Below are 18,490 nucleotides of genomic sequence, written 5' to 3' on the forward strand. Positions count from 1 at the left end.
GCCTGTTTCAGATGGCCCACCCTAATGCCAAAGGTATAGACCACTTGCGCGAGAGTGGGGCAACGGGCGGAATGAGACACGGAATTGGCGAGTCCGGCATGGTCCAGACCTCTGCCCCGACGTCATTCGACCGGCAGTACCCGACCGGTCCGGGAGGGTGCGGGCCACGCGCGGGTGAACAGGTCCGGAAGTCTTGCGCACCGGGGTGCCCGCGGTGGGCGCGCGGGGTGGTTACGCTTCCGCCGTGAGCAGCGCGCAGTGGAACCGCAGGCGGGCCGTGGGCGCCGGACTCGGCGCCCTCGCCGCGGCGCTGTCCGGGTGTTCGGCGGGCGACGGCCCCGCGCGGCGGCTGCGCCTGGCCACCGGACCGCAGGGCGGTCCGTACAACGCGTTCGGCAGGGCCTTGGCGCAGGCCGTCGCGGCGGGCGGCGGCCCGCTGGAGATCGCCGCGGTCGGTACGGCGGCGAGCGTGGACAACCTGCGGAGGCTTGAAGAGGGTTCCGTCGACCTGGCGCTCGCCATGGCGGACGTGGCCGAGGGTGCGGTCACGGGGCGCGAGCCCTTCTCCCGTCCCGCTGCGGTGACGGCGCTGGCCCGGGTCTACGTGAACCACACGCACCTCGTCGTTCCGGCACGGGGGCCGGTGCGATCGGTGGCGGACCTCGCCGGCCGCACGGTCGCCGCGGGGGCCACGGGGTCGGGGGTACAGGTGGTGGCGGACCGGGTGTTGCGGGCGGCCGGACCGGACGGCGGCCGCACGCCGGTCCGCGAACGGCACCTGGGTCTCGACGCGTCGGTGGGCGCGCTGCGCGAGGGCTCGGCTGACGCGCTGTTCTGGTCCGGCGGCGTGCCCACGCCGGCCCTGTCGGCGCTCGCGCGCGCGTTCCCGCTGCGGATGCTGCCGCTGGACGGCTACGTGGGGGCGCTGCGGGAGCGGTACGGCCCCGTGTACCAGGCGGTCACGCTTCCGGCGGGGGCGTACGGGATGACCGAACCGGTGGGCACCATCGGGGTCGGCAACTACCTCCTGGCGCGTGCGGACGTGCCGGACGATGCCGTACGGGAGCTGCTGCGGGTGCTGTTCGGCCGGTGGCGCGACCTGCTGCGGGAGGTGACGGCCGGGGCCCGGCTGGAACCCCGGTTCGCCATCTCCACCGGGGGCGTTCCCCTCCACCCGGGCGCGGTCGACCACTACCGGTCCGTGTACGGCTGAGCGGTCGCGGGAAGGACGGGGCGGCAGCTGGGTGGCGCGGGGGCGCCGGGGTGGGGCGGTCACGGGGGTGGCGGGAGCCGGAACTCCACGGCCAGGCCGTGCGGCGCGTTGCCGCCGACGTCGAGCCGGCCGCCGCTGGCGCGGGCGATCTCGTCGGCGATGGCCAGCCCCAGCCCGCTGCCGTGGACGTTCTGGTGGGCGGGGGAGCGCGCGAAGCGCCGTACGATCACGGACAGTTGCTCCTCGGGAACCCCCGGTCCGTCGTCGGCGACCCGTACCACGGCAGATCCGTCCGCGCCGTGGGTCGCGCGCACCGACACGCGGCCGCCGCGCGGCACGAACTTGACCGCGTTGTCGAGGAGCGCGTCCAGGATGCGGCCGGCCGCGTCGGGCAGGGACCGGGCCCGGAGGCCCTCCGGCCGGCACGAGGCCGTCAGCTCCAGTCCGGCGTCACGGAAGACCGGGGCCCAGGCGGTGACCCGCTCGTGGACCGCCCGGGCCACGTCCTGATCTCCCCGCTCCGCCGTGCCCGACTCCACCCGTGCGAGGGCCAGCAGCCCGTCGAGCAGCTCCTCCAGGCGCTCCGCCTCGTCCAGGGCGCGCGAGTGTTCGGTCCGGCCGGGACCGGGCTCGATGTGCGGCTCGACGTTCTCCAGCTGGAGCACGAGCGTGGCGAGCGGATTGCGCAGCTGGTGGGAGGCGTCCGCCACGAAGTCGCGCTGACGTCCGATGGACGCGGCCACCGCCTCCGCCATGGTGTTGAAGTGCCGCCGCAGACGGCGCAGTTCCGGCGGTCCCGTATCGGAGGCGGCCCGCACCCCGAGGCTGCCGGCGGTGAGCCCCTCCACCGCCCGGTCCAGATCGAGGACCGGCCGCATCAGCCACCGGGAGATCCCCGCCGCCACCAGGGCCGCCGCCGCGAAGGCGGCGACCGCCGCCCCGGCGATGAACGCCCAGCGCACCGTCACGTCCCGGCGTGCCGCGCCGGTGGGAACGGTCATCAGGACCGCTCCGCTGACCCGCTCGTCCCGGCCCACCGGCTCGGCGAGCACGACGGTCTTCGGCCCCCACGGGCGGATGACGGGCAGCCGGTCGGTGGACCGGCCGGTCAGCGCCCGGCGACGGGCGTCCGACACCGCGGCGGAGGCGTCCGCCGGGGCTTCGGGGGCATCCGCCCCAGGCGGATCGGAGGTTCCCGGCGCGGGGGCGGCTCCCGGCACGGGGGCGGTTCCGGCTTCCCCGGAGGACCCGGGCCCGGCCCGGGCCACCGTCGTTCCCTCCGTGTCGACCACGGCCACCCCGGCTCCGTACAGCTGCGCGTAACGGCTGATCTCGGCGGACAGCTCCGCACGGTCGGCGCCGGTGCGCATCCGGTCGGCCAGGTCGGCGAACCGTACGGCTTCCGAACGCCGTTGCAAGAGCAGGTGTTCGGTGCGCCCCCGGGCGTAGGCGTCGGCCAGGGGGACGCAGAGCAGCAGCGCCGACACCCCCATCAGGACCGTCAGCACGGCGAGCAGCCTGCGCCTCACCGCCCGCCGCCCGGTGGGCCGTCCGGTACGCCGTGCCCGGCACGCCGTACGTCCCGCTCGTCGGGCGGGGCCGGGGAGCCGAGCTGGTAGCCGAACCCGCGGACCGTGCGCACCAGTCCGGAGCGGCCCGTCTTGGCGCGGATGCCCGCCACGTGGACGTCCAGCGAGCGGGAGGCGGCGAGGAAGGCGTCACCCCAGATCCGGTCCAGGATCTCCGCACGCGAGTGGACCTCGTCGGGACGCGCCGCGAGGTGCGCCAGTACGTCGAACTCGCGCCGGGTCAACCGGATCCCGGCCCCGGCCACCGTGACCGTACGTCCCGCCAGGTCGACTTCGACGTCGCCGGAGCGCACGGGACGGCCGGCGCCGTCCGCGGGCCCGCTTCCCGAGCGGCCGGACCGGGCGTCCGTCCGGCGGCGCACGGTGTCGATGCGGGCGATCAACTCCGCCATCCGGAACGGCTTGACGACGTAGTCGTCGGCGCCCGCCCGCAGCCCCTGCACGATGTCGCGCTCCTCGCAGCGCGCGGTCACCACGATGAGCGGCGCGTCGCAGACCGTACGCAGGAGCCGCAGCAGTTCGAGGCCGTCCAGGTCGGGCAGGCCCAGGTCGAGCAGGACGAACTCGGCCTCGCGGGCGTGCCGCAGGGCGTCCAGGGCGCGCCCGACCCTGCGGACGGTGTGCCCGCGCCGGGCGAGCGCCGTGGCGAGGGCCTGGGCCATGCGGTCGTCGTCCTCGACGAGAAGCGCGTGCATAGACAGTTCCTCGTGACGCCCGGCTCGTGACGCCCGGTTCGTGGTGTGTGACCCGCGCGGCTTGCCCCGTGTCCCGGGACAGCAGTTTAGGGGAGCGGCCGTCCCGGGTCACCCGGCCGGATCAGCGGGCCGACTCGGCGGGAGCCGTCGCCGGCCGGTCCTGGCCGGGACCGCCACCGGGTCGGCCCGCGTCGGCCTCGTCCCCGGCCGCGGCCCCGGCGCCGTCCCCGGCCTCGGCCCCCGCCTCGGCACGCGTGAGCGCGACATCGCGGGTGTCGGGCATCAGTACGTAGGTCACGAGGGACACCAGCGCGCACCCGGAGACGTACCAGAAGAACATCGACTCGCGGCCGCTGCTCTTGAACCACAGCGCGACGTACTCCGCCGTGCCGCCGAACAGCGCGTTGGCGATGGCGTACGGCAGCGCCACGCCGAGGGCGCGCACCCGGGTCGGGAACAGCTCGGCCTTGACCGCCGCGTTGATCGAGGTGTAGCCGGTGACGATCACCAGGGCCAGCACGGACAGCCCCAGGGCGGACCAGTACGAGGACGCCGAGCCGAGGGCGGTCATGATCGGGTACGTGCCGACCGTGCAGCCCACCGCGAAGGTGATGAGCAGGGGGCGGCGGCCGATGCGGTCCGACAGCATCCCGGCGAACGGCTGGAGTACGGCGAAGAGCGTCAGCGCGGTGAAGCTGACCAGGGTGGCGGTCGTCTTCTCCATGCCCGCGCTGCCGACGAGGTACTTGGTGAGGTAAGTGGTGTACGTGTAGTACGCCACGGTGCCGCCGAGGGTCAGCGCCATGACCAGGCCCGCCTGTCGCCGGTACTGCCACAGGGCCTTCAGCGTGCCGCGCGCGCTGTCGTCGTGGGCGCCGGCCGAGGCCGCCTCTTCCCGGAACGCGTCGGTCTCCTGGAGCCGGCGCCGCAGCCAGAAGACGACCACCGCGAACAGTGCCCCAAGGAGGAACGGGATCCGCCATCCCCAGCTCTCCAGCTGGTCGGTGGTGAGCGTGTGCTGCATCGTGATCAGGATGCCGAGCCCGAGCAGCTGGCCGCAGGTCATCGACACGTACTGGAACGACGAACCGAGCCCCCGCCGGTCGCGGGCCGACGCCTCGGTGAGGTACGTGGCACTGGCCGCGTACTCGCCGCCGATGCTCAGCCCCTGGAGCAGCCGCGCCAGCAGCAGCACCAGCGCGCCGAAGTATCCGGCCTGGCCGTAGGTCGGAGCGACGGCGATCAGGAGGGCGGCCACCGACATCATGGTGACGGTGAGCGTCAGGGCGCTCTTGCGGCCGTGCCGGTCGGCCGCGCGGCCGAGGATCCAGCCGCCGACGGGGCGCATCAGGAAGCCCACGGCGAAGATCCCCGCCGTGTTCATCAGCTGCGTGGTCGGATTGTCACCGGGGAAGAAGGAGTCGGCGAAGTAGATCGCGAAACTGGCGTAGACGAACCAGTCGTACCACTCGACGAGGTTCCCGAGCGACCCGCCGATCAGCGCCAGGCGGCGCTTCTTGCGCTCCTCCGCGGATGAGCGGGCGGACGGCGGGACCGGCGACGGGGCGGGCGTCGGGGAGGGCGGCGGGACGGGTGGCTTGGCGGCGGACGGAGGCATGGCGGCTCCAGACGGAAAGCTGGTGGTGCGGGACGGAGGCGCACCCGGCACCGCGGCGCCGGGCGGGCGGCAACCAGAGCATCGGGTCGTCCCCGCACCCGGACAAGGCCGGGCCGACAGATCTAACGTCCCGTTAAGGAAGTCCCCCTGCGTGGTCGGCGGCCGCTTGACCTCAACCGCGCTTGACGTTGGAGACTCCTGGCACGGGCACCGGAGAGACCGGAGGCCCGGGCGGAGGGACGAGCGCTATGCGTGCGACACAGGCGAGGGAGTTCGGCGGCCCGGAGGTACTGGTTCCGGTGGAGCTGCCGGACCCCGTGGCGGGGCCGGGCCAGGTGCTGGTCGCCGTGGCGGCCGTGGACACGATCTTCGTGGAGACGCAGGTGCGCGCCGGTTGGGGCCAGGGGTTCTTCCCGATCACCCCGCCGTACGTCCCGGGCGGCGGCATCGCCGGGACCGTCCGCGCCACCGGCGAGGGCGTGGACCCGGCGTGGGCCGGCCGCCGCGTCATCGCCTCGATCGGCTCCACAGGCGGTTACGCGGAGCTGGCCGTGGCCCCGGTCGAGGCCCTGGCCGCGGTGCCGGACGAGGTCTCCCTCACGGACGCGGCCGCCCTGGTGCACGACGGCGTGACGGCGACGGAGCTGCTGGCCACCACGGCCCTCCGCGCCGGGGAACAGGTGCTGGTCGTGGGCGCGTCGGGCGGCATGGGCACCGTACTGGTCCAGCTGGCGAAGGCGGCGGGCGCGCGGGTCGTCGGCGTGGCGCGCGGCGAGCACAAGACCGCCCTGGTACGGGAGCTGGGCGCGGACGCCGTCATCGACGCGGCCGCGCCCGACTGGGTGGAGCGGGCCCGCCGGGAGCTCGGGGGCGGGGGAGCGGACGTCGTCCTGGACGGGGTGGGCGGTGAGATCGGCCTGGCCGCGTTCTCCCTCGTCGCGGACGGCGGCCGGTTCTCGGCCCACGGCGCCCCCACGGGCGGCTTCGCCCCGGTGGACCGGGCGGGCGCGGAAGCCAGGGGCGTACGGCTGCTCGGCATCGGGGACGTCCAGTTGACGGCTCCGCGGCACGCCGCGCTCGCCGGTGAGGTCCTCCGGTCGGCGGCCAGGGGCGATCTCCACCCGGTGATCGGCGGCACGTTCCCGCTGGAGCGGGCGGCCGCGGCCCACGAGGCGATCGAGTCACGGAAGCTGCTGGGCAAGGCGGTGCTCACCGTCTGACGCGGGACGGCCCCGCAGCGGAATGCGGGGCACAGGGGATGTAACGCGAACGGGCGGGGGACGGGCGCGGAGCGCCGGACGCGGGCCCCGGCCGGCGTGTCAGAGTGACGTATGACCACCCTCGCCCAGCTTCGCAGGACCGCTCTCTCCCTCCCGGGTACCAGCGAGCGCGTCACCTCCGCCGGCCTGGTCTCCTTCACCGTGTGGGACACGTGGCTCGCTTCGGCGGACCAGGACGGACGCGTCCGGCTGCGCCTCCCGCCGGCCGAGGGCGACGAGGTGACGGGCGCCGAACTGCTGGCGATGCACGGAGTGGGCCCGAAGGCCGTGCGCGTCCTCGCCGAGACCCTCGCTGCGACGGGGCGCCGGCTCGGGGGATGACCCCAGGGCCCGGGGCCGGCCCCGGACCCGGCCCGGCACGCCCGTGAGGAGCAGGGGTTTCCTCGCCCGGAGCGGGGCAGACGCAGCCCAGTACCACCGATGGGAACCGAGCGAGGAGAACCGCCATGTCCAGCGCTTCAGAGCCGGAACTTCCGGCTCCCGTACCGGAGAAACGCGACGCCGTGACCCCGGACCTGCCTCCGGCCGGTTCAGGCGCTCCCGACCTTCCGGGCGCCGGGTCCGACGGGCCACGGCCCGACGAAGCCGAGGAGAAGGGGGCGGAGAAGGCGACGGAGGAGGGCACGGGCACGGGAGCCGGTTCCGGAGGTGCCGGGGCCCAGGAGCCTCCTGACTAGGGGGGCCGGTCGGCCCCCGGCCACGCCCCCGCGCACAGGCGGAGGGGCGCGGCCGGGGGCGGTCAGCGGGCCAGGAGGTCCTCGAGGAACCCGTCGGCGTCGAAGGTCTCGGAGCCCGGTGCGGTGACGGCGTACGTCTCCTCGAGGAAGCCCTTGACCGCGCGGGCGTTCACGAGGAGGACCACGCCCTGCCCTCCGGCGGAGTCGCGCAGGCCGACGCGGATCTCCTCGCCGCCGGCCGTCCGCTGCGGTCGGAAGGTGACGTCTCCCTCGCCCACCGGGCGCTGGAGGCCCTCGGCCAGCATCTGGCGGTCGAAGCACCAGTACGGCAGGACCGTTTGCCCGGCGAAGAACTGTGCCCGCACGGCGTACGGGTCGGCGCTGTCGTAGGAGAAGCGGCCGAGGAGCGGTACTTCGTCCCCGTCCGCGTCGTTCAGGCGTACGGCGATCAGAGCGGACACTCGGGACAGCAAGGCGGGCCTCCGGGACTGGGCTACTCGTCCGCCCCCGTATGCCCCGTCTCGGCGAGCGCACGCTGCGCTGTCCGAACGAACTCCGGCACCGAGGTCCGACGCGCGCCGCCGCGGCCGGGTCAGACGATCTCGGTGTCGTAGAAGCAGAAGTGGTCCTTGATCGCGGCGACGCCCGGTTTCGGGTCCGCGTACGCCCAGACGAGGTCAGTGGCCCCGGGCACGGACCAATATCCGGCGTCCCCCTTGAACGGACAGTGCGTGCGGCCGTCGGACGAGGTCAGCAGGTCGGTGCGGACGTCCTCGGGCGGCAGGTAGTACCGGGGCGGGCAGCCCGTCTCGCGCAGCACCAGGGGCCGCCGGCTCTCGGCCAGGACCTGCCCGTCCTTCACGACGCGCACGTGCTCGGTGCCCTGCTCGATGGTGATGTCGTGTCCACGTGTCATACGTCCCTCAGCGCGCACGGCCGGAGAATTCTTCCCCCACGGCCCCACGGCCCCACGGCCCCACGGCCCCACGGCCCCACGGCCCCACGGCCCCACGGCCCCACGGCCCCACGGCCCCACGGCCCCGCCGCCCCGCGGCCCCGCGGCCCGGATACGAGGAGTTGGGGAAGGAAGGACCGCTCGCGCGGGTCCGGCTCTACGACGGGCGCACCGCGTGGGCCGTCACCGGGTAGGCGGAGACGCGGCAGCTGCTGGTTGGCCCCCGGCTCTCCTCCGACCGGTCCCCGCCCGACTTTCCGGTGCTGGTGCCCTGGAGGGCCGCCGCGAAGCTCGTCGCGCTCGTCGGCATGGACCCGCCCGATCATGAGGTGCAGCGCCGCATGCTCATCCCCAGCTTCTCCATGAAGCGGGTCAACTCGCCGCGGCCGGCGCCCGGACCGCCGCCCGGTCATTCCGAGCGCCTCGGCCCCGGCGATCCGCTGACCGAGCGCGAACTGATGCTCCGCAAGGAGCTGCCGGGCCGGCCGTGACGCGTTCCCCCGGTCCGGGCGGCCGCCGAAGCGGATCTTCGACATAATCGGCGCATGCCGACAAGCGCAGACCTCCCCGCCCTGCCCGTCGTCGCCCCGCACGGCGATCTGGACGCCGACACCATCGGCACGCTGACCGCCGAGATCGAATCCGCCGCGGCCGCGCACCGCGCGGTGATCCTGGATGCCAGCGGCATCACCTTCAGCGACTCCTCCTTCCTGCGCCTGATGCTCACCACGAACCAGCGGGTCGACCTGCGGATCGCCGCGCCGTCCCCCGTGGTGGCCCGACTGTTCCAGCTGGTCTGCGTCGAGGACGTCCTGCGGCTGTTCCCCACGGTCCAGGCGGCGCGCGCGGGAGCCCCGCGGTCCTGACCCCGCCGCGAGGGCGGCGCCGCGCCGCGGGAGGCGCTCTGGGGGAGGCGCTCTGCGGGAGGCGCCAGGCGCCGTACGCGAGTCGGCGCCGTCCGCCCCGGCTTGCCCACGAGCCCAGGGTCCGATTGACTCGGCTCCGCCCCCGTGACCTGGCAGGGAGTACCAGAACGCCGTGAACGCGGACATGAGGGGAGGCGGACGCCGTGGAGGGTGAGGTGCCCGGCGCCCAGCGGCACGAGGACCCGCCCCGGTTCCCGCGGGAGCTCCTCGCGGTGGATCCGGACAGCGCGCTCAACCGGCTGATGGCGGACGCCCCGTGGAACACCACCGTCCTGGGTCCGGTCGACACGTGGTGCCCGGAGCTGCGCACCGCCGTCGGCGTGTGTCTGAACTCGCCCTTCCCCATGCTCGTCATGTGGGGCCCCGACCTGGCGATGATCTACAACGACGCCTTCGTACCCATCCTCGGCGCCAAGCACCCCGCTCTGGGCGAACCCTGCGCGACGGTCTGGGCCGATGCCTGGCCGGTCGTCGGCAGCATGATCGGCAACGTCATGGCGCGGGGCGAATCCACCCACCACGAGGACCTCCGGCTGACGCTGCGCCGCCACGGTTTCGACGAGGCGGTCTACTTCACCTTCGCCTACAGCGCCATCCCCGTGGCCGGCGGCGGGATCGGCGGAGTGTTCACCGTCGTCACCGAGACCACCGGCCAGGTACTCGGCACGCGCCGGCTGCGGACGCTGCGCGAACTCGGCGAGGCCCGGTCCGCGCGGATCTCCGATGTCGCGGAGGCCTGCGCGGCCGCGGTGCGTGTCCTCGACGCCCACCGCGACGACGTGCCCTTCGGCGTCGTCTACGTGCTGGACGAGGACGGCGGCCGGGCCCGGGCCGTGGCCTCGTACGGTCTGGGCGACCCTGACGCCGCCCCGCCGCCTCTCTCGGGCCCGCTGCCGCGCACGGTCTCCGCGTCCGCGGAACACGACGCCGCCGGGGGCGCCTGGATCTGGCAGGCCGTCTCCGCCGGAGTCACGGGAACCCGTACGGGACTGGCCGGACCGGTGCCGGGATGGGCGCCGCCGCCGGACGGCGCGCCCGCCGACGCCGCGGTGGTCCTGCCCCTCGTCACGACGGCGGGCGAGCGGCCGCGCGGGGCGGTGGTCCTCGGAGTCAGCCCCGACTTGGTGCTGGACGACGCCTACCGGGGCTTCCTGAACCTCGCGGCCAGCCACCTGGCGGCGGCCGTCTCCGACGCCGGGGCCATGGCCGCCCAGCTGCGGCGGGCCGAGGAACTGGCGGAGCTCGACCGGGCCAAGACCAAGTTCTTCACCGGGGTCAGCCACGAACTGCGCACCCCGCTGACCCTGATCGCGGGACCCGCCCAGGACGCCCTCGCCGACACCCGGTACCCCCTCCCGCCAGCCCACCGCGAACGCCTGGAGATCATCCACCGCAACGCAGGGCGGCTGCGCCGGATGGTCGACACCCTGCTCGACTTCAGCCGCCTGGAGGCCGGCCGACTGGTCCTGGAACCCGTCGCGGTGGAACTCGGCGCGCTGACGCGCGGCATCGCCGGATCCTTCGCGCCGGCCGTGGAACGGATGCGGCTCCGGTTCACCGTCGACTGCCCCGCGGACCGGGGAGCCGTGCTCGTCGACCCCGTCCTGTGGGAGCGGATCCTGCTCAACCTGCTGTCCAACGCGGTCAAGTTCACGCCGGACGGAGAGATCCGGGTCGCGCTGCGGATCCGGGACGGATGGGCCGAACTGGAGGTGGCCGACACCGGCATGGGCATCCCGCCCGAGGAACTCGCGTACGTCTTCGAGCGGTTCCGGCAGGTGGGCGGGGCGGCCGGCCGGTCCCACGAGGGTTCGGGCGTCGGGCTGGCCCTGGTCAGGGAACTGGCCGAACTCCACGGGGGCGGCGTCGAGGCCGCCGGCCGCCCGGGCGGGGGAACCGCCTTCACCGTCCGCGTCCCCGCGCACCCGACCGGGGAACCGGCCCTGAACGCGCCCGCGGGCACCGTCGTCGAGGACTACGTCGCCGAGGTCGCCCAGTGGGGTGCTCCGGCTGCCGCCCCGGTCCCCGCGCCGGCTCCGGCCCCCGCGCCCACCGCGGTGCCCGCCCCGGACCACACCCCGGACCCGGTCTTCCGCGGGGGCGCCGGCGCCGGGCCGCCCGTGCCCGACGGCGAGGATGGGAGCGACACCGTGCTCATCGCCGAGGACAACGCCGACCTCCGCACCTATCTGGCCAGCCTGCTGGAGCCCGGATACCGGGTCGTCGTGGCCGCCGACGGGCACGAGGCACTGCGCCAGGCCCGCCGCCTGCGGCCCGACCTCGTCCTCGCCGACGTCATGATGCCCGGCCTGGACGGCTTCGCCCTCCTGCGCGCCCTGCGCGCCGATCCGGCGACGGCCCGCACCCCGCTGGTGTTCCTGTCCGCCCGTGCCGGGGAGGCCGCCGCGGCCGAGGGACTCGCCGCCGGGGCCGACGACTACCTGGCCAAACCGTTCTCCTCCACCGACCTGCTGGCCCGGGTCCGCTCGAACCTGAACCTGGCACGCCTGCGCAACCACGAGTCCGCATGGCGCACCGCCCTGGTCAACGCCATGCAGGACGGCTTCTTCGTCGCACGGGCCGACCACGCCGTCATCGAGGTCAACGCGGCTTTCACCCAGCTCCTCGGCTACGAGGCGCCGCACCTGCCCTGGCCCGTCCCGCACCCCTGGTGGCCGACCGCCGACCAGGACCCGGAGGGGTACGCCCTCGTGGAGGCCGCCCTGGAGACCGTCCGGGCCCACGGACACGGACGCTTCGTGCTGCCCCTGCGCCACCGGGACGGGCACCGCCTGTGGGTCGACGTCGCCCTGGACAGCCTGCACGACCGGAACGGCGACAGCGGGACGCATCTCCTGGTCGGCACCCTGCGCGACGTCACCGCGCAGCACCTCACCGCCGAACGCGACGCCGCGGTGGCCCGGTTGGCGGGACTCCTCGCCGGAGTCGACGACTGCGCGCACGTGGTGCGGGTCGGCCTGGCCGAGTTCCGCGACTGCTGGCAGGCGGAGCGCGTGTCCCTCCTGCGGTACGCCCCCTCCGGGAGCCCCGGCACCGAGGGACCGGCGGAGGTGCCCGGCCTCACCGCCACCACCGGCCCGGAGCATCCCTCGGGCCCCGCCCTGCCGCCCGGCGCCGCCGCCGAACACGCCCGCGCCGGGACCCTGTTCACCACCGCCGGTCACGGGACCCCGACCGGATCCCCGACCGGATCCCCGACGACGGTGACCGCCGTCGGCGCACCCCTGTACGACGGCGCCGACCACGCGCTGCTGTGGCTCGAATTCGACCGCCCGCGCCCCTTCACCCTCGCCGACCGCACCCTGATGGTCCAGCTCACCGGCCATCTGCAGCGGGCGCTGGGCCGCGCGCGGGTCAACGACGAGCACCGTCAGGTCGCCCTCGCCCTCCAGCGCGCGATCCTGGGTCCGGCCGACCTGCCCGCGGGGTTCGCCGTCCGCTACGAACCCGCCAGTTCCACCCTGGAGGTGGGGGGAGACTGGTACGACGTCCTCGAACTGCCCGGCCGCCGCTACGGCGTGGTGGTCGGCGACGTGGTCGGCAGCGGCCTGTCCGCCGCCACCACCATGGGGCAGCTCCGCAGCGCGGCCAGGGCCCTGCTGCTGGAGAACAACGGCCCGGCCGGGGTCCTGACGGCCCTGGACCGGTTCGCCGCACTGCTCCCCGGGGCCTTCTGCACCACCGTCTTCTGCGCGGTGATCGACCCGGAGGCCCGGAGCGCGCGCTACAGCAGCGCCGGCCACATGCCCGGCCTCGTCGCCGAACCGGACGGAACCGTCCACCGGCTCTACGCCGCCCAGTCCGTGCCGCTCGCCGTCGTCACCGGCCGAGAACGCCCTGAGGCGACGGCCGCGATCCCCGACGACTCCACCGTCCTGCTCTACACGGACGGTCTGGTCGAGCGCCGGGGTGAGGTCATCAACGTCGGCATCGACCGGGCGGCCACCGCCCTCAAGGGGGCCTTGAGACTGGCACCCGATCTCGTCGCCGACCACATCTGCACCGCCCTGCTCGGTGACGAGCACCACGAGGACGACGTGGCCCTCCTCGTCTACCGCTCCGGCCACCGGTTTCCTCGCCGACCCGGCGAACACCGCCCGCCCGGCGGGGAAGCGGTGCCGGAGTGACGCCGGACCGCGTCCGTGCGGCCGCCCGCGCACGCACCGCGCCCGTACACACACCTCACAGGAAACCGTCACACGAGAGCAGGAATGGGCCGGGCCGACCGCCGTTCTCCATGACATGACTGTGGGATCGGCACTCCACGCATCCGGCCCCGGGAACCAGATCGACGCCACCATGCTCCTCGCCCGGGAGGCCGCTGCCGCCGGGCTGCGGTCCGCCTGGTTCGGGCAGACTTCGGCGCCGACTCCGCGCAGCTCGCGGCGATCGTCGGCCGGGAGGTGCCGGGCCTGGAGGTCGGCACCTCCGCGATTCCGATCTTCGGCCGCCACCCGCTGCTCGTCTCCAGCCAGGCCCAGACCGCGCAGGCGGCGACGCACGGCCGCTACCACCTCGGACTCGCCCTCGGCACCAAGCTCCTGATCGAAGCCGGCTCGGCATCCCCTTCGAACGGCCCGTCGTCCGGCTCCGCGAAGTCCGAGCCGTTGGCGCTGCCCTCACCGCACTACGGCAGTTGACCGAGACCGGCACCGCGGACTGACACGGCGAACTGCTCACCGCGACGACGCCGCTTCCCGCGCGGGTGCCCGGAGCCGAGGCGGGCGTACCGCTGCTGGTCGCCGCGGATCGTGGCGATGGTCCACGGCGTGGTCACCGACGACGCCGAGTCCGCACACCGGACGGCTGTCGAACAGCTCGCGTTCTACGAGCAGTTCCCGCCCTACGCCCGGGTCCTGGAACCCGCCGGCGCCGCGCGGGCCGGCGACGTGGCCGTGATCGGCGACCCGAACGGAGAGATCCGGTCAAGCTGGATGGCCGTTCGGTGAACCGCGCGCGGCGGGCCGCAGGTCAGCGGGCTCATCGGGGCACGCCGACCCGGTGATCACCCCCTGTTCGCGGGCAGCTACGCAGCGAGCGCACCCCGCGTGAGCTGGCCGAACGACCATTCGGTTACCGCTATGCGGACGTTGTGTCCGTAAGTCGACCACGCGGGTGTAACTTCCCTTTGGATCCGACAAGCTTGCTGGCATCTGAACGCGGAATCGAAAAGAAGAATCGCGTTCAACCAACGAATCGAAAGTGAGCTTGTCGTGCGTTACCGTGTCGCCGCTGTATCCGCCTCTGCCCTCCTCTGTCTCGCCGGCGCCGCCGGTCTGGCCGAGGCCCAGCCTGCGAGCCTGTACGCCCCCTCCGCCATGGTCTTCACCGTCGCACAGGGGGACGACGCGACGGCCACCGTCGTCCGGGCGTCCACGCTCAGCTGCGCTCCGAGCGCCCGCGGGACGCACCCCGACCCCAAGGCCGCCTGCGCGGCCCTGAACGCCGCCGCCGGAACGTTCGACCGCCTGCTCGCCGCCCCGAACCCGGACCGTGCCTGCCCGATGCACTACGACCCCGTCACGGTCACCGCCGACGGCGTGTGGCAGGGCAGCCGCGTCGCATGGAAGCACACCTTCTCCAACGCCTGCGTCATGTCCGCGACCCTGAACGGGAACTCCGTCTTCGCGTTCTGATCCCGGTCGCGGGACAGGTCCGGGCCGCGTCGTCGCGGCGGGGCGGCCCAGGCACATCGGCATGGATGGCCTGAAATAGACTGTTTCGGTGACCGAGACCCCCGTGCCTCCCTGCCCCGCCTGTTCGAGCGCCTACGCCTACGAGATGGGCGCGCTCCTGGTCTGCCCCGAGTGCGCGCACGAATGGCCGCTCAGCGCCTCGGATTCCGGCGAGACCGCAGGGGAGCGGGTCGTCAGGGACGCCGTCGGCAACGTGCTCTCCGACGGAGACACCGTGTCCGTGGTGAAGGGTCTGAAGGTCAAGGGCAGCCCGTCGGGCATCAAGGCGGGCACCAAGGTGCGCAACATCCGCCTGGTCGACGGTGTCGACGGGCACGACATCGACTGCAAGATCGACGGCTTCGGTGCCATGCAGCTCAAGTCCAGCGTGGTCAGGAAGGTCTGACCCGCCCGCGAGTCCGCCGTATCGCCGCGGCCCCGCCGGGCCGGTCGAAGAACGTCCGCCCGAAGCCGAAGCCGAAGCCGAAGCCGACGCTGAGGGTGAGCGAGGCGGGGCTTGGCACCGAGCGCGACACCCGTGCCGGTGGCCCGGGACCCCGGCGGGGCGATGTCCTCGCCGACCTGCTCGCCCCGGGTCATCCGCCCGGCGGCGGTGCTCCAGCGGAGCGGCGGGCACCGCCGATCACCGGATCGACGACGGCGACCCACGACTGGTTCAGCTCCGAGACGTACCGGCCGCCGCGGGTGTCCTGGGGGACGAAAAGCCGCGGGCCGGCGGAACCGCTGTATTCGGGCGGCAAGCCCGGCGTGCGGTGGGGCGGGGGAGTGGATCAGACCTTGCCGAGGTCCGAACTCAGCCACCGCTCCGGACGCATGTGGAACACGATCTGCTCGCCGTGGTCCTTCCAGGCGAAGTCGACGTACGCGTCCACCTTCTCCGCCGGCAGGTACCGCGAGGAGATCTCCACCAGCTGCTCGCGCAACGCCGGTTGCTCCGACACGACGGAGCCCTCGACCGACACGTAACGGATCGTCGGTTCCACACGGTCGACCAACAGGCTGAACCGGCCCGCGGCCCGGATCAGTTCGGCCTTGCGGGAGTCCCGGCCGGTCATGACCCAGAGGTCGCCGCCGGGAGCGTACTGGTACCAGATCGGCACCGTCAGCGGGGCACGGTCGCCGCCGGGGCCCGCGCTCACGGCGAGCGCGGCCACATGGGGCTCGGCGAGGAAGAGCTCACGGTCGGTTCGGGTCAGGGCCACGGCATGCTCCTTCGACGGGGGAGAAACCTACGCGGGGACAACGACGCTCCGTCCCCCGGCAGTTCCCGGATTCACCCGCGCGGCCCATCGCCGACGTCTCGCCCGCCGTGGGGCAGGGTCCGAGCGTGCGGGGAGCGTCCTGACCGCCTTCGCGGTGTCGGCGACGGGTCAGGACCGTGCCGCCGCCTTGCCCTCCACGGTGGCGGAGGCCGCCGCGGCGTCGGCCGCCGACTCGTTCGGCGCGGGCCGGGGCGCGGTGTACATGACCGACCCCTGCTTGTTCTCCTTCTCGACGGCACCCTTCCTGGCGAGGGTCTCCAGGGTGTTGCGCACCACCTGGGTGGAGGCCGGGCGTCCCGGGTGCGCCTCGGCCATGGCCGAGGTGACCTCGCTGACCATGCGGGGCTCCGCGGCGCCGACCAGGAGGGCCAGGACCAGCTCGCGCAGCGGGGGCTCCGTCGTGGTCGCCGGCGCCGGGGCGGCGGCCGTGGTGGAGGCCGCGGGAACAGCCGGGACGGTCGGGGCCGCCGCTGCCGCCGGGGCCTTCTTGGGCCGTGCCGCCTTCTTGGCGACCGTCGCTCCGCCGGTGGCCTTCCGAGCCCGCCGCGGCCGGGGCACGGCCTCCTTCGCCGGCGTTCCGACGGTCGCCACCGACAGGGCGGCCGTCACGATCGCGGGCGTCCGTACGGGCTGCGCGGGAAGGTGGCCGCCCGCTCCGTCCGCGGCCGCGGACGCCGCTCCCTCCGAGCCCGGGGGCAGCGCGCCCTGCATGCCGCAGAGCCAGCTCTCGTCGGCCTTCAGCTGCCGCAGACGCGCGTCGAGTTCGGCGATCCGGGCGGAGGCGGCTTCCTGTTCCTTGCGGTTGGTCTCGAGATCGACGGCGAACCGCTGCGCGTACAGGCTACGGATGGGTGTGGTGTCCGGCTCGTTGGCCATGGCGGCTCACTCTCCTCATACCTCACGGTGTTGCTGCGGGATGCTACTCGCCCCCGGACGGCCGCAGTTCCCTCCCGGGGCGATCCGCCACCCTGTTCTGACGTTCGGAAACCCGAGGTCCCGGGCGCCGCGTACCAGTCCGCCGCACCCGTCCACCGCACCCGTCCGCCGCACGCGGTCGAGCGCCCCGCCGCGCGTTCCGCGCACCCGGATCGCCGCGTCGTGCGTTGCACGGGACGCTTCGTCCGGTCACAGAGTGGTTGAGACCACTTGTCCCCGTGTTTAAGTCGTTCTAGCCTCCTCCCAGTTGTGCAGTACGGAACAGGCGTTGCGCATGACGCAACGCACTCGCACTCTTCTCCTGGGGATCGCCAATGAAGCTCCGCTCCCGCATAGCCGCACCTGTCGCCGCGTTCGTCCTCGCCGGGCTCACCGCCACCGCCTGCGCCCCCCAGACCGCCGCCAATGACGCCTCGAAGGACGAGAAGTCCGGCACCCTGCGCGTCTGGCTCTTCCAAGAGGTCAACAACGACCCGAAGAAGAAGGTCGTGGACCAGGCGATCGCCGCCTTCACACAACAGCACGGGGATGCCGAGGTCGAGGTCGAGTACATCCCGGTCGAGACCAGGGCCCAGCGGATCAAGGCCGCCTTCAACGACCCGAAGAGCGCACCCGACCTGATCGAGTACGGCAACACCGACACCGCCGGATACGTCAAGGACGGCGGGCTCGCCGACATCAGCAAGGAGTTCGGTGACTGGGCGGAGGCCAAGGACACCGATCCCACCGCCACCCGGTCGGTCACCGTCGGCGGCAAGGTGTACGGCGCCCCGTTCTTCGTCGGCGTACGCGCCCTCTACTACCGCACCGACGTCTTCACGGAGCTCGGGCTCCAGCCCCCGAAGACCCAGGCCGAGCTGGTCTCCACGGCCAAGAGGATCCGCCAGGCCAAGCCCGAGCTGTACGGCATCGCCGTCGGCGGCGCGTACACCTACGGAGCGATGCCGTTCATCTGGGCCAACGGCGGTGAGCTCGCCGAGGAGAGCGGCGGCACCTACACCTCGGCGATCGACAGCGCCGCCGCGCGCAAGGGCATCGAGACGTACACCTCGCTCTTCGGCGACGACAACTGTCCGGCCGCCAAGTGCGCCGCCATGGGCGGCAACGCGACCGTCACGGCGTTCGCCTCGGGCACCGCGGCCATGGCCATCGGCGGTGACTTCAGCCACCAGGCCGTCGAGGCAGGCGCGGTCAAGGGCAAGTACGCCGTCGTCCCGCTGCCCGGTGTCAAGGAGGGCGAGATCGCCCCCGCGTTCGCGGGCGGCAACAACATAGGCGTCCTGAAGAGCAGCACCCACCGCACCCTGGCCGTCGACCTGATGAAGAGGTTCGCGGGCAAGGACGCCCAGCGGGGGCTGTTCGACGCGATGGGCTTCCTGCCCACCTACACCGACGTCCGGGCCGAGGTGGCGAAGAAGGACCCGTTCGTCGAGCCGTTCGTCCGGACCCTCGCGGCGGGCACCAAGTTCGTTCCGGCCTCCTCCGGATGGGGCCAGATCGACGCCTCGACCGTCCTGCCGACGATGTTCCAGGAGATCGTCAGCGGCAAGAAGGACGTGGCCGCCGCCTCCGGTGACGCGGCGAAGAAGATGAACACGGCCTTCTCCGACGCCGGCTGACCG

Annotated in this window: 16 protein-coding genes and 1 pseudogene; 10 read left to right on the forward strand and 7 right to left on the reverse strand. The window is 73.7% G+C overall.

The window, feature by feature from the left end; translation table 11 throughout:
• Positions 1-244 precede the first annotated feature (244 nt).
• The gene (locus OTB16_RS09335) at positions 245-1,213 is read left to right on the forward strand and encodes a TAXI family TRAP transporter solute-binding subunit (protein WP_267719511.1); all 969 of its coding nucleotides are present in this window, start codon (positions 245-247) and stop codon (positions 1,211-1,213) included.
• A gap of 59 nt (positions 1,214-1,272) precedes the next feature.
• On the opposite strand, the gene OTB16_RS09340 is transcribed toward OTB16_RS09335, so the two are convergent.
• The 3 genes from OTB16_RS09340 to OTB16_RS09350 form a co-directional block, all read right to left on the reverse strand.
• The gene (locus OTB16_RS09340; RefSeq protein ID WP_267719513.1) at positions 1,273-2,742 is read right to left on the reverse strand and encodes a sensor histidine kinase; all 1,470 of its coding nucleotides are present in this window, start codon (positions 2,740-2,742) and stop codon (positions 1,273-1,275) included.
• On the reverse strand, positions 2,739-3,497 hold the full coding sequence (locus tag OTB16_RS09345) for a response regulator transcription factor (protein WP_267719514.1): 759 nt from the start codon (positions 3,495-3,497) through the stop codon (positions 2,739-2,741). Before OTB16_RS09345 ends, OTB16_RS09340 begins: the two co-directional genes overlap by 4 nt.
• A gap of 121 nt (positions 3,498-3,618) precedes the next feature.
• Positions 3,619-5,115, reverse strand: a complete 1,497-nt coding sequence (locus OTB16_RS09350; RefSeq protein WP_420717653.1) for an MFS transporter — start codon at positions 5,113-5,115, stop codon at positions 3,619-3,621.
• Between the two features lie 248 nt (positions 5,116-5,363).
• Here OTB16_RS09350 and OTB16_RS09355 point away from each other — a divergent pair, with 248 nt between their 5' ends.
• Together OTB16_RS09355 and OTB16_RS09360 are read left to right on the forward strand one after the other, a co-directional pair.
• Entirely contained in the window at positions 5,364-6,335 is a 972-nt protein-coding gene (locus OTB16_RS09355; protein WP_267719515.1) for a zinc-binding dehydrogenase, read from the forward strand.
• Positions 6,336-6,446: 111 nt separating this feature from the next.
• A complete protein-coding gene (locus OTB16_RS09360) occupies positions 6,447-6,716 on the forward strand; it encodes a hypothetical protein (RefSeq protein ID WP_267719516.1) in 270 nt (89 codons plus the stop codon).
• Positions 6,717-7,134: 418 nt separating this feature from the next.
• On the opposite strand, the gene OTB16_RS09365 is transcribed toward OTB16_RS09360, so the two are convergent.
• Together OTB16_RS09365 and OTB16_RS09370 are read right to left on the reverse strand one after the other, a co-directional pair.
• Positions 7,135-7,533: an SsgA family sporulation/cell division regulator gene (locus tag OTB16_RS09365; protein ID WP_267719517.1), complete on the reverse strand. Its 399-nt coding sequence runs from the start codon at positions 7,531-7,533 to the stop codon at positions 7,135-7,137.
• Between the two features lie 131 nt (positions 7,534-7,664).
• A complete protein-coding gene (locus OTB16_RS09370; RefSeq protein ID WP_267719518.1) occupies positions 7,665-7,988 on the reverse strand; it encodes a DUF427 domain-containing protein in 324 nt (107 codons plus the stop codon).
• A 305-nt stretch (positions 7,989-8,293) separates the two neighbouring features.
• On the opposite strand from OTB16_RS09370, the gene OTB16_RS09375 reads away from it, so the two are divergent.
• The 6 genes and pseudogenes from OTB16_RS09375 (at position 8,294) to OTB16_RS09400 (ending at position 15,055) form a co-directional block, all read left to right on the forward strand.
• A complete protein-coding gene (locus tag OTB16_RS09375) occupies positions 8,294-8,518 on the forward strand; it encodes a DUF6059 family protein (RefSeq protein ID WP_267719519.1) in 225 nt (74 codons plus the stop codon).
• Positions 8,519-8,572: 54 nt separating this feature from the next.
• Positions 8,573-8,893 (forward strand): STAS domain-containing protein, encoded by a 321-nt coding sequence (locus OTB16_RS09380; protein ID WP_267719520.1) that lies wholly within the window; start codon positions 8,573-8,575, stop codon positions 8,891-8,893.
• Between the two features lie 203 nt (positions 8,894-9,096).
• A complete protein-coding gene (locus OTB16_RS09385) occupies positions 9,097-13,101 on the forward strand; it encodes a SpoIIE family protein phosphatase (RefSeq protein WP_267719521.1) in 4,005 nt (1,334 codons plus the stop codon).
• A 115-nt stretch (positions 13,102-13,216) separates the two neighbouring features.
• Positions 13,217-13,881, forward strand: a pseudogene (locus OTB16_RS09390) (LLM class flavin-dependent oxidoreductase); the annotation flags it as partial.
• A gap of 306 nt (positions 13,882-14,187) precedes the next feature.
• Positions 14,188-14,610: a subtilase-type protease inhibitor gene (locus tag OTB16_RS09395; RefSeq protein WP_267719522.1), complete on the forward strand. Its 423-nt coding sequence runs from the start codon at positions 14,188-14,190 to the stop codon at positions 14,608-14,610.
• Positions 14,611-14,698: 88 nt separating this feature from the next.
• Positions 14,699-15,055: a zinc ribbon domain-containing protein YjdM gene (locus OTB16_RS09400; RefSeq protein ID WP_267719523.1), complete on the forward strand. Its 357-nt coding sequence runs from the start codon at positions 14,699-14,701 to the stop codon at positions 15,053-15,055.
• A gap of 385 nt (positions 15,056-15,440) precedes the next feature.
• On the opposite strand, the gene OTB16_RS09405 is transcribed toward OTB16_RS09400, so the two are convergent.
• Both OTB16_RS09405 and OTB16_RS09410 read right to left on the reverse strand, forming a co-directional pair.
• Complete coding sequence (locus tag OTB16_RS09405) at positions 15,441-15,872, reverse strand: pyridoxamine 5'-phosphate oxidase family protein (protein WP_267719524.1); 432 nt, start codon at positions 15,870-15,872, stop codon at positions 15,441-15,443.
• A gap of 168 nt (positions 15,873-16,040) precedes the next feature.
• Positions 16,041-16,808 carry a hypothetical protein gene (locus tag OTB16_RS09410; RefSeq protein WP_267719525.1) on the reverse strand — a complete coding sequence of 256 codons (768 nt, stop codon included), beginning with the start codon at positions 16,806-16,808 and terminating at the stop codon, positions 16,041-16,043.
• 374 nt (positions 16,809-17,182) lie between these two features.
• On the opposite strand from OTB16_RS09410, the gene OTB16_RS09415 reads away from it, so the two are divergent.
• A complete protein-coding gene (locus OTB16_RS09415; RefSeq protein ID WP_267719526.1) occupies positions 17,183-18,487 on the forward strand; it encodes an extracellular solute-binding protein in 1,305 nt (434 codons plus the stop codon).
• Positions 18,488-18,490: the final 3 nt, after the last annotated feature.

This window comes from Streptomyces antarcticus, from assembly GCF_026627255.1.
In the GTDB taxonomy this organism is placed as follows: Bacteria; Actinomycetota; Actinomycetes; order Streptomycetales; family Streptomycetaceae; genus Streptomyces; species Streptomyces antarcticus.

Excerpts from the sequence above, each read along its gene's own strand:
- OTB16_RS09370 (WP_267719518.1), bottom strand. The coding sequence starts at position 7,988 with ATGACACGTGGACACGACATCACCATCGAGCAGGGCACCGAGCACGTG.
- OTB16_RS09350 (WP_420717653.1), bottom strand. The coding sequence starts at position 5,115 with ATGCCTCCGTCCGCCGCCAAGCCACCCGTCCCGCCGCCCTCCCCGACG.
- OTB16_RS09415 (WP_267719526.1), top strand. The coding sequence starts at position 17,183 with ATGAAGCTCCGCTCCCGCATAGCCGCACCTGTCGCCGCGTTCGTCCTC.
- OTB16_RS09360 (WP_267719516.1), top strand. The coding sequence starts at position 6,447 with ATGACCACCCTCGCCCAGCTTCGCAGGACCGCTCTCTCCCTCCCGGGT.
- OTB16_RS09355 (WP_267719515.1), top strand. The coding sequence starts at position 5,364 with ATGCGTGCGACACAGGCGAGGGAGTTCGGCGGCCCGGAGGTACTGGTT.
- OTB16_RS09380 (WP_267719520.1), top strand. The coding sequence starts at position 8,573 with ATGCCGACAAGCGCAGACCTCCCCGCCCTGCCCGTCGTCGCCCCGCAC.
- OTB16_RS09345 (WP_267719514.1), bottom strand. The coding sequence starts at position 3,497 with ATGCACGCGCTTCTCGTCGAGGACGACGACCGCATGGCCCAGGCCCTC.
- OTB16_RS09410 (WP_267719525.1), bottom strand. The coding sequence starts at position 16,808 with ATGGCCAACGAGCCGGACACCACACCCATCCGTAGCCTGTACGCGCAG.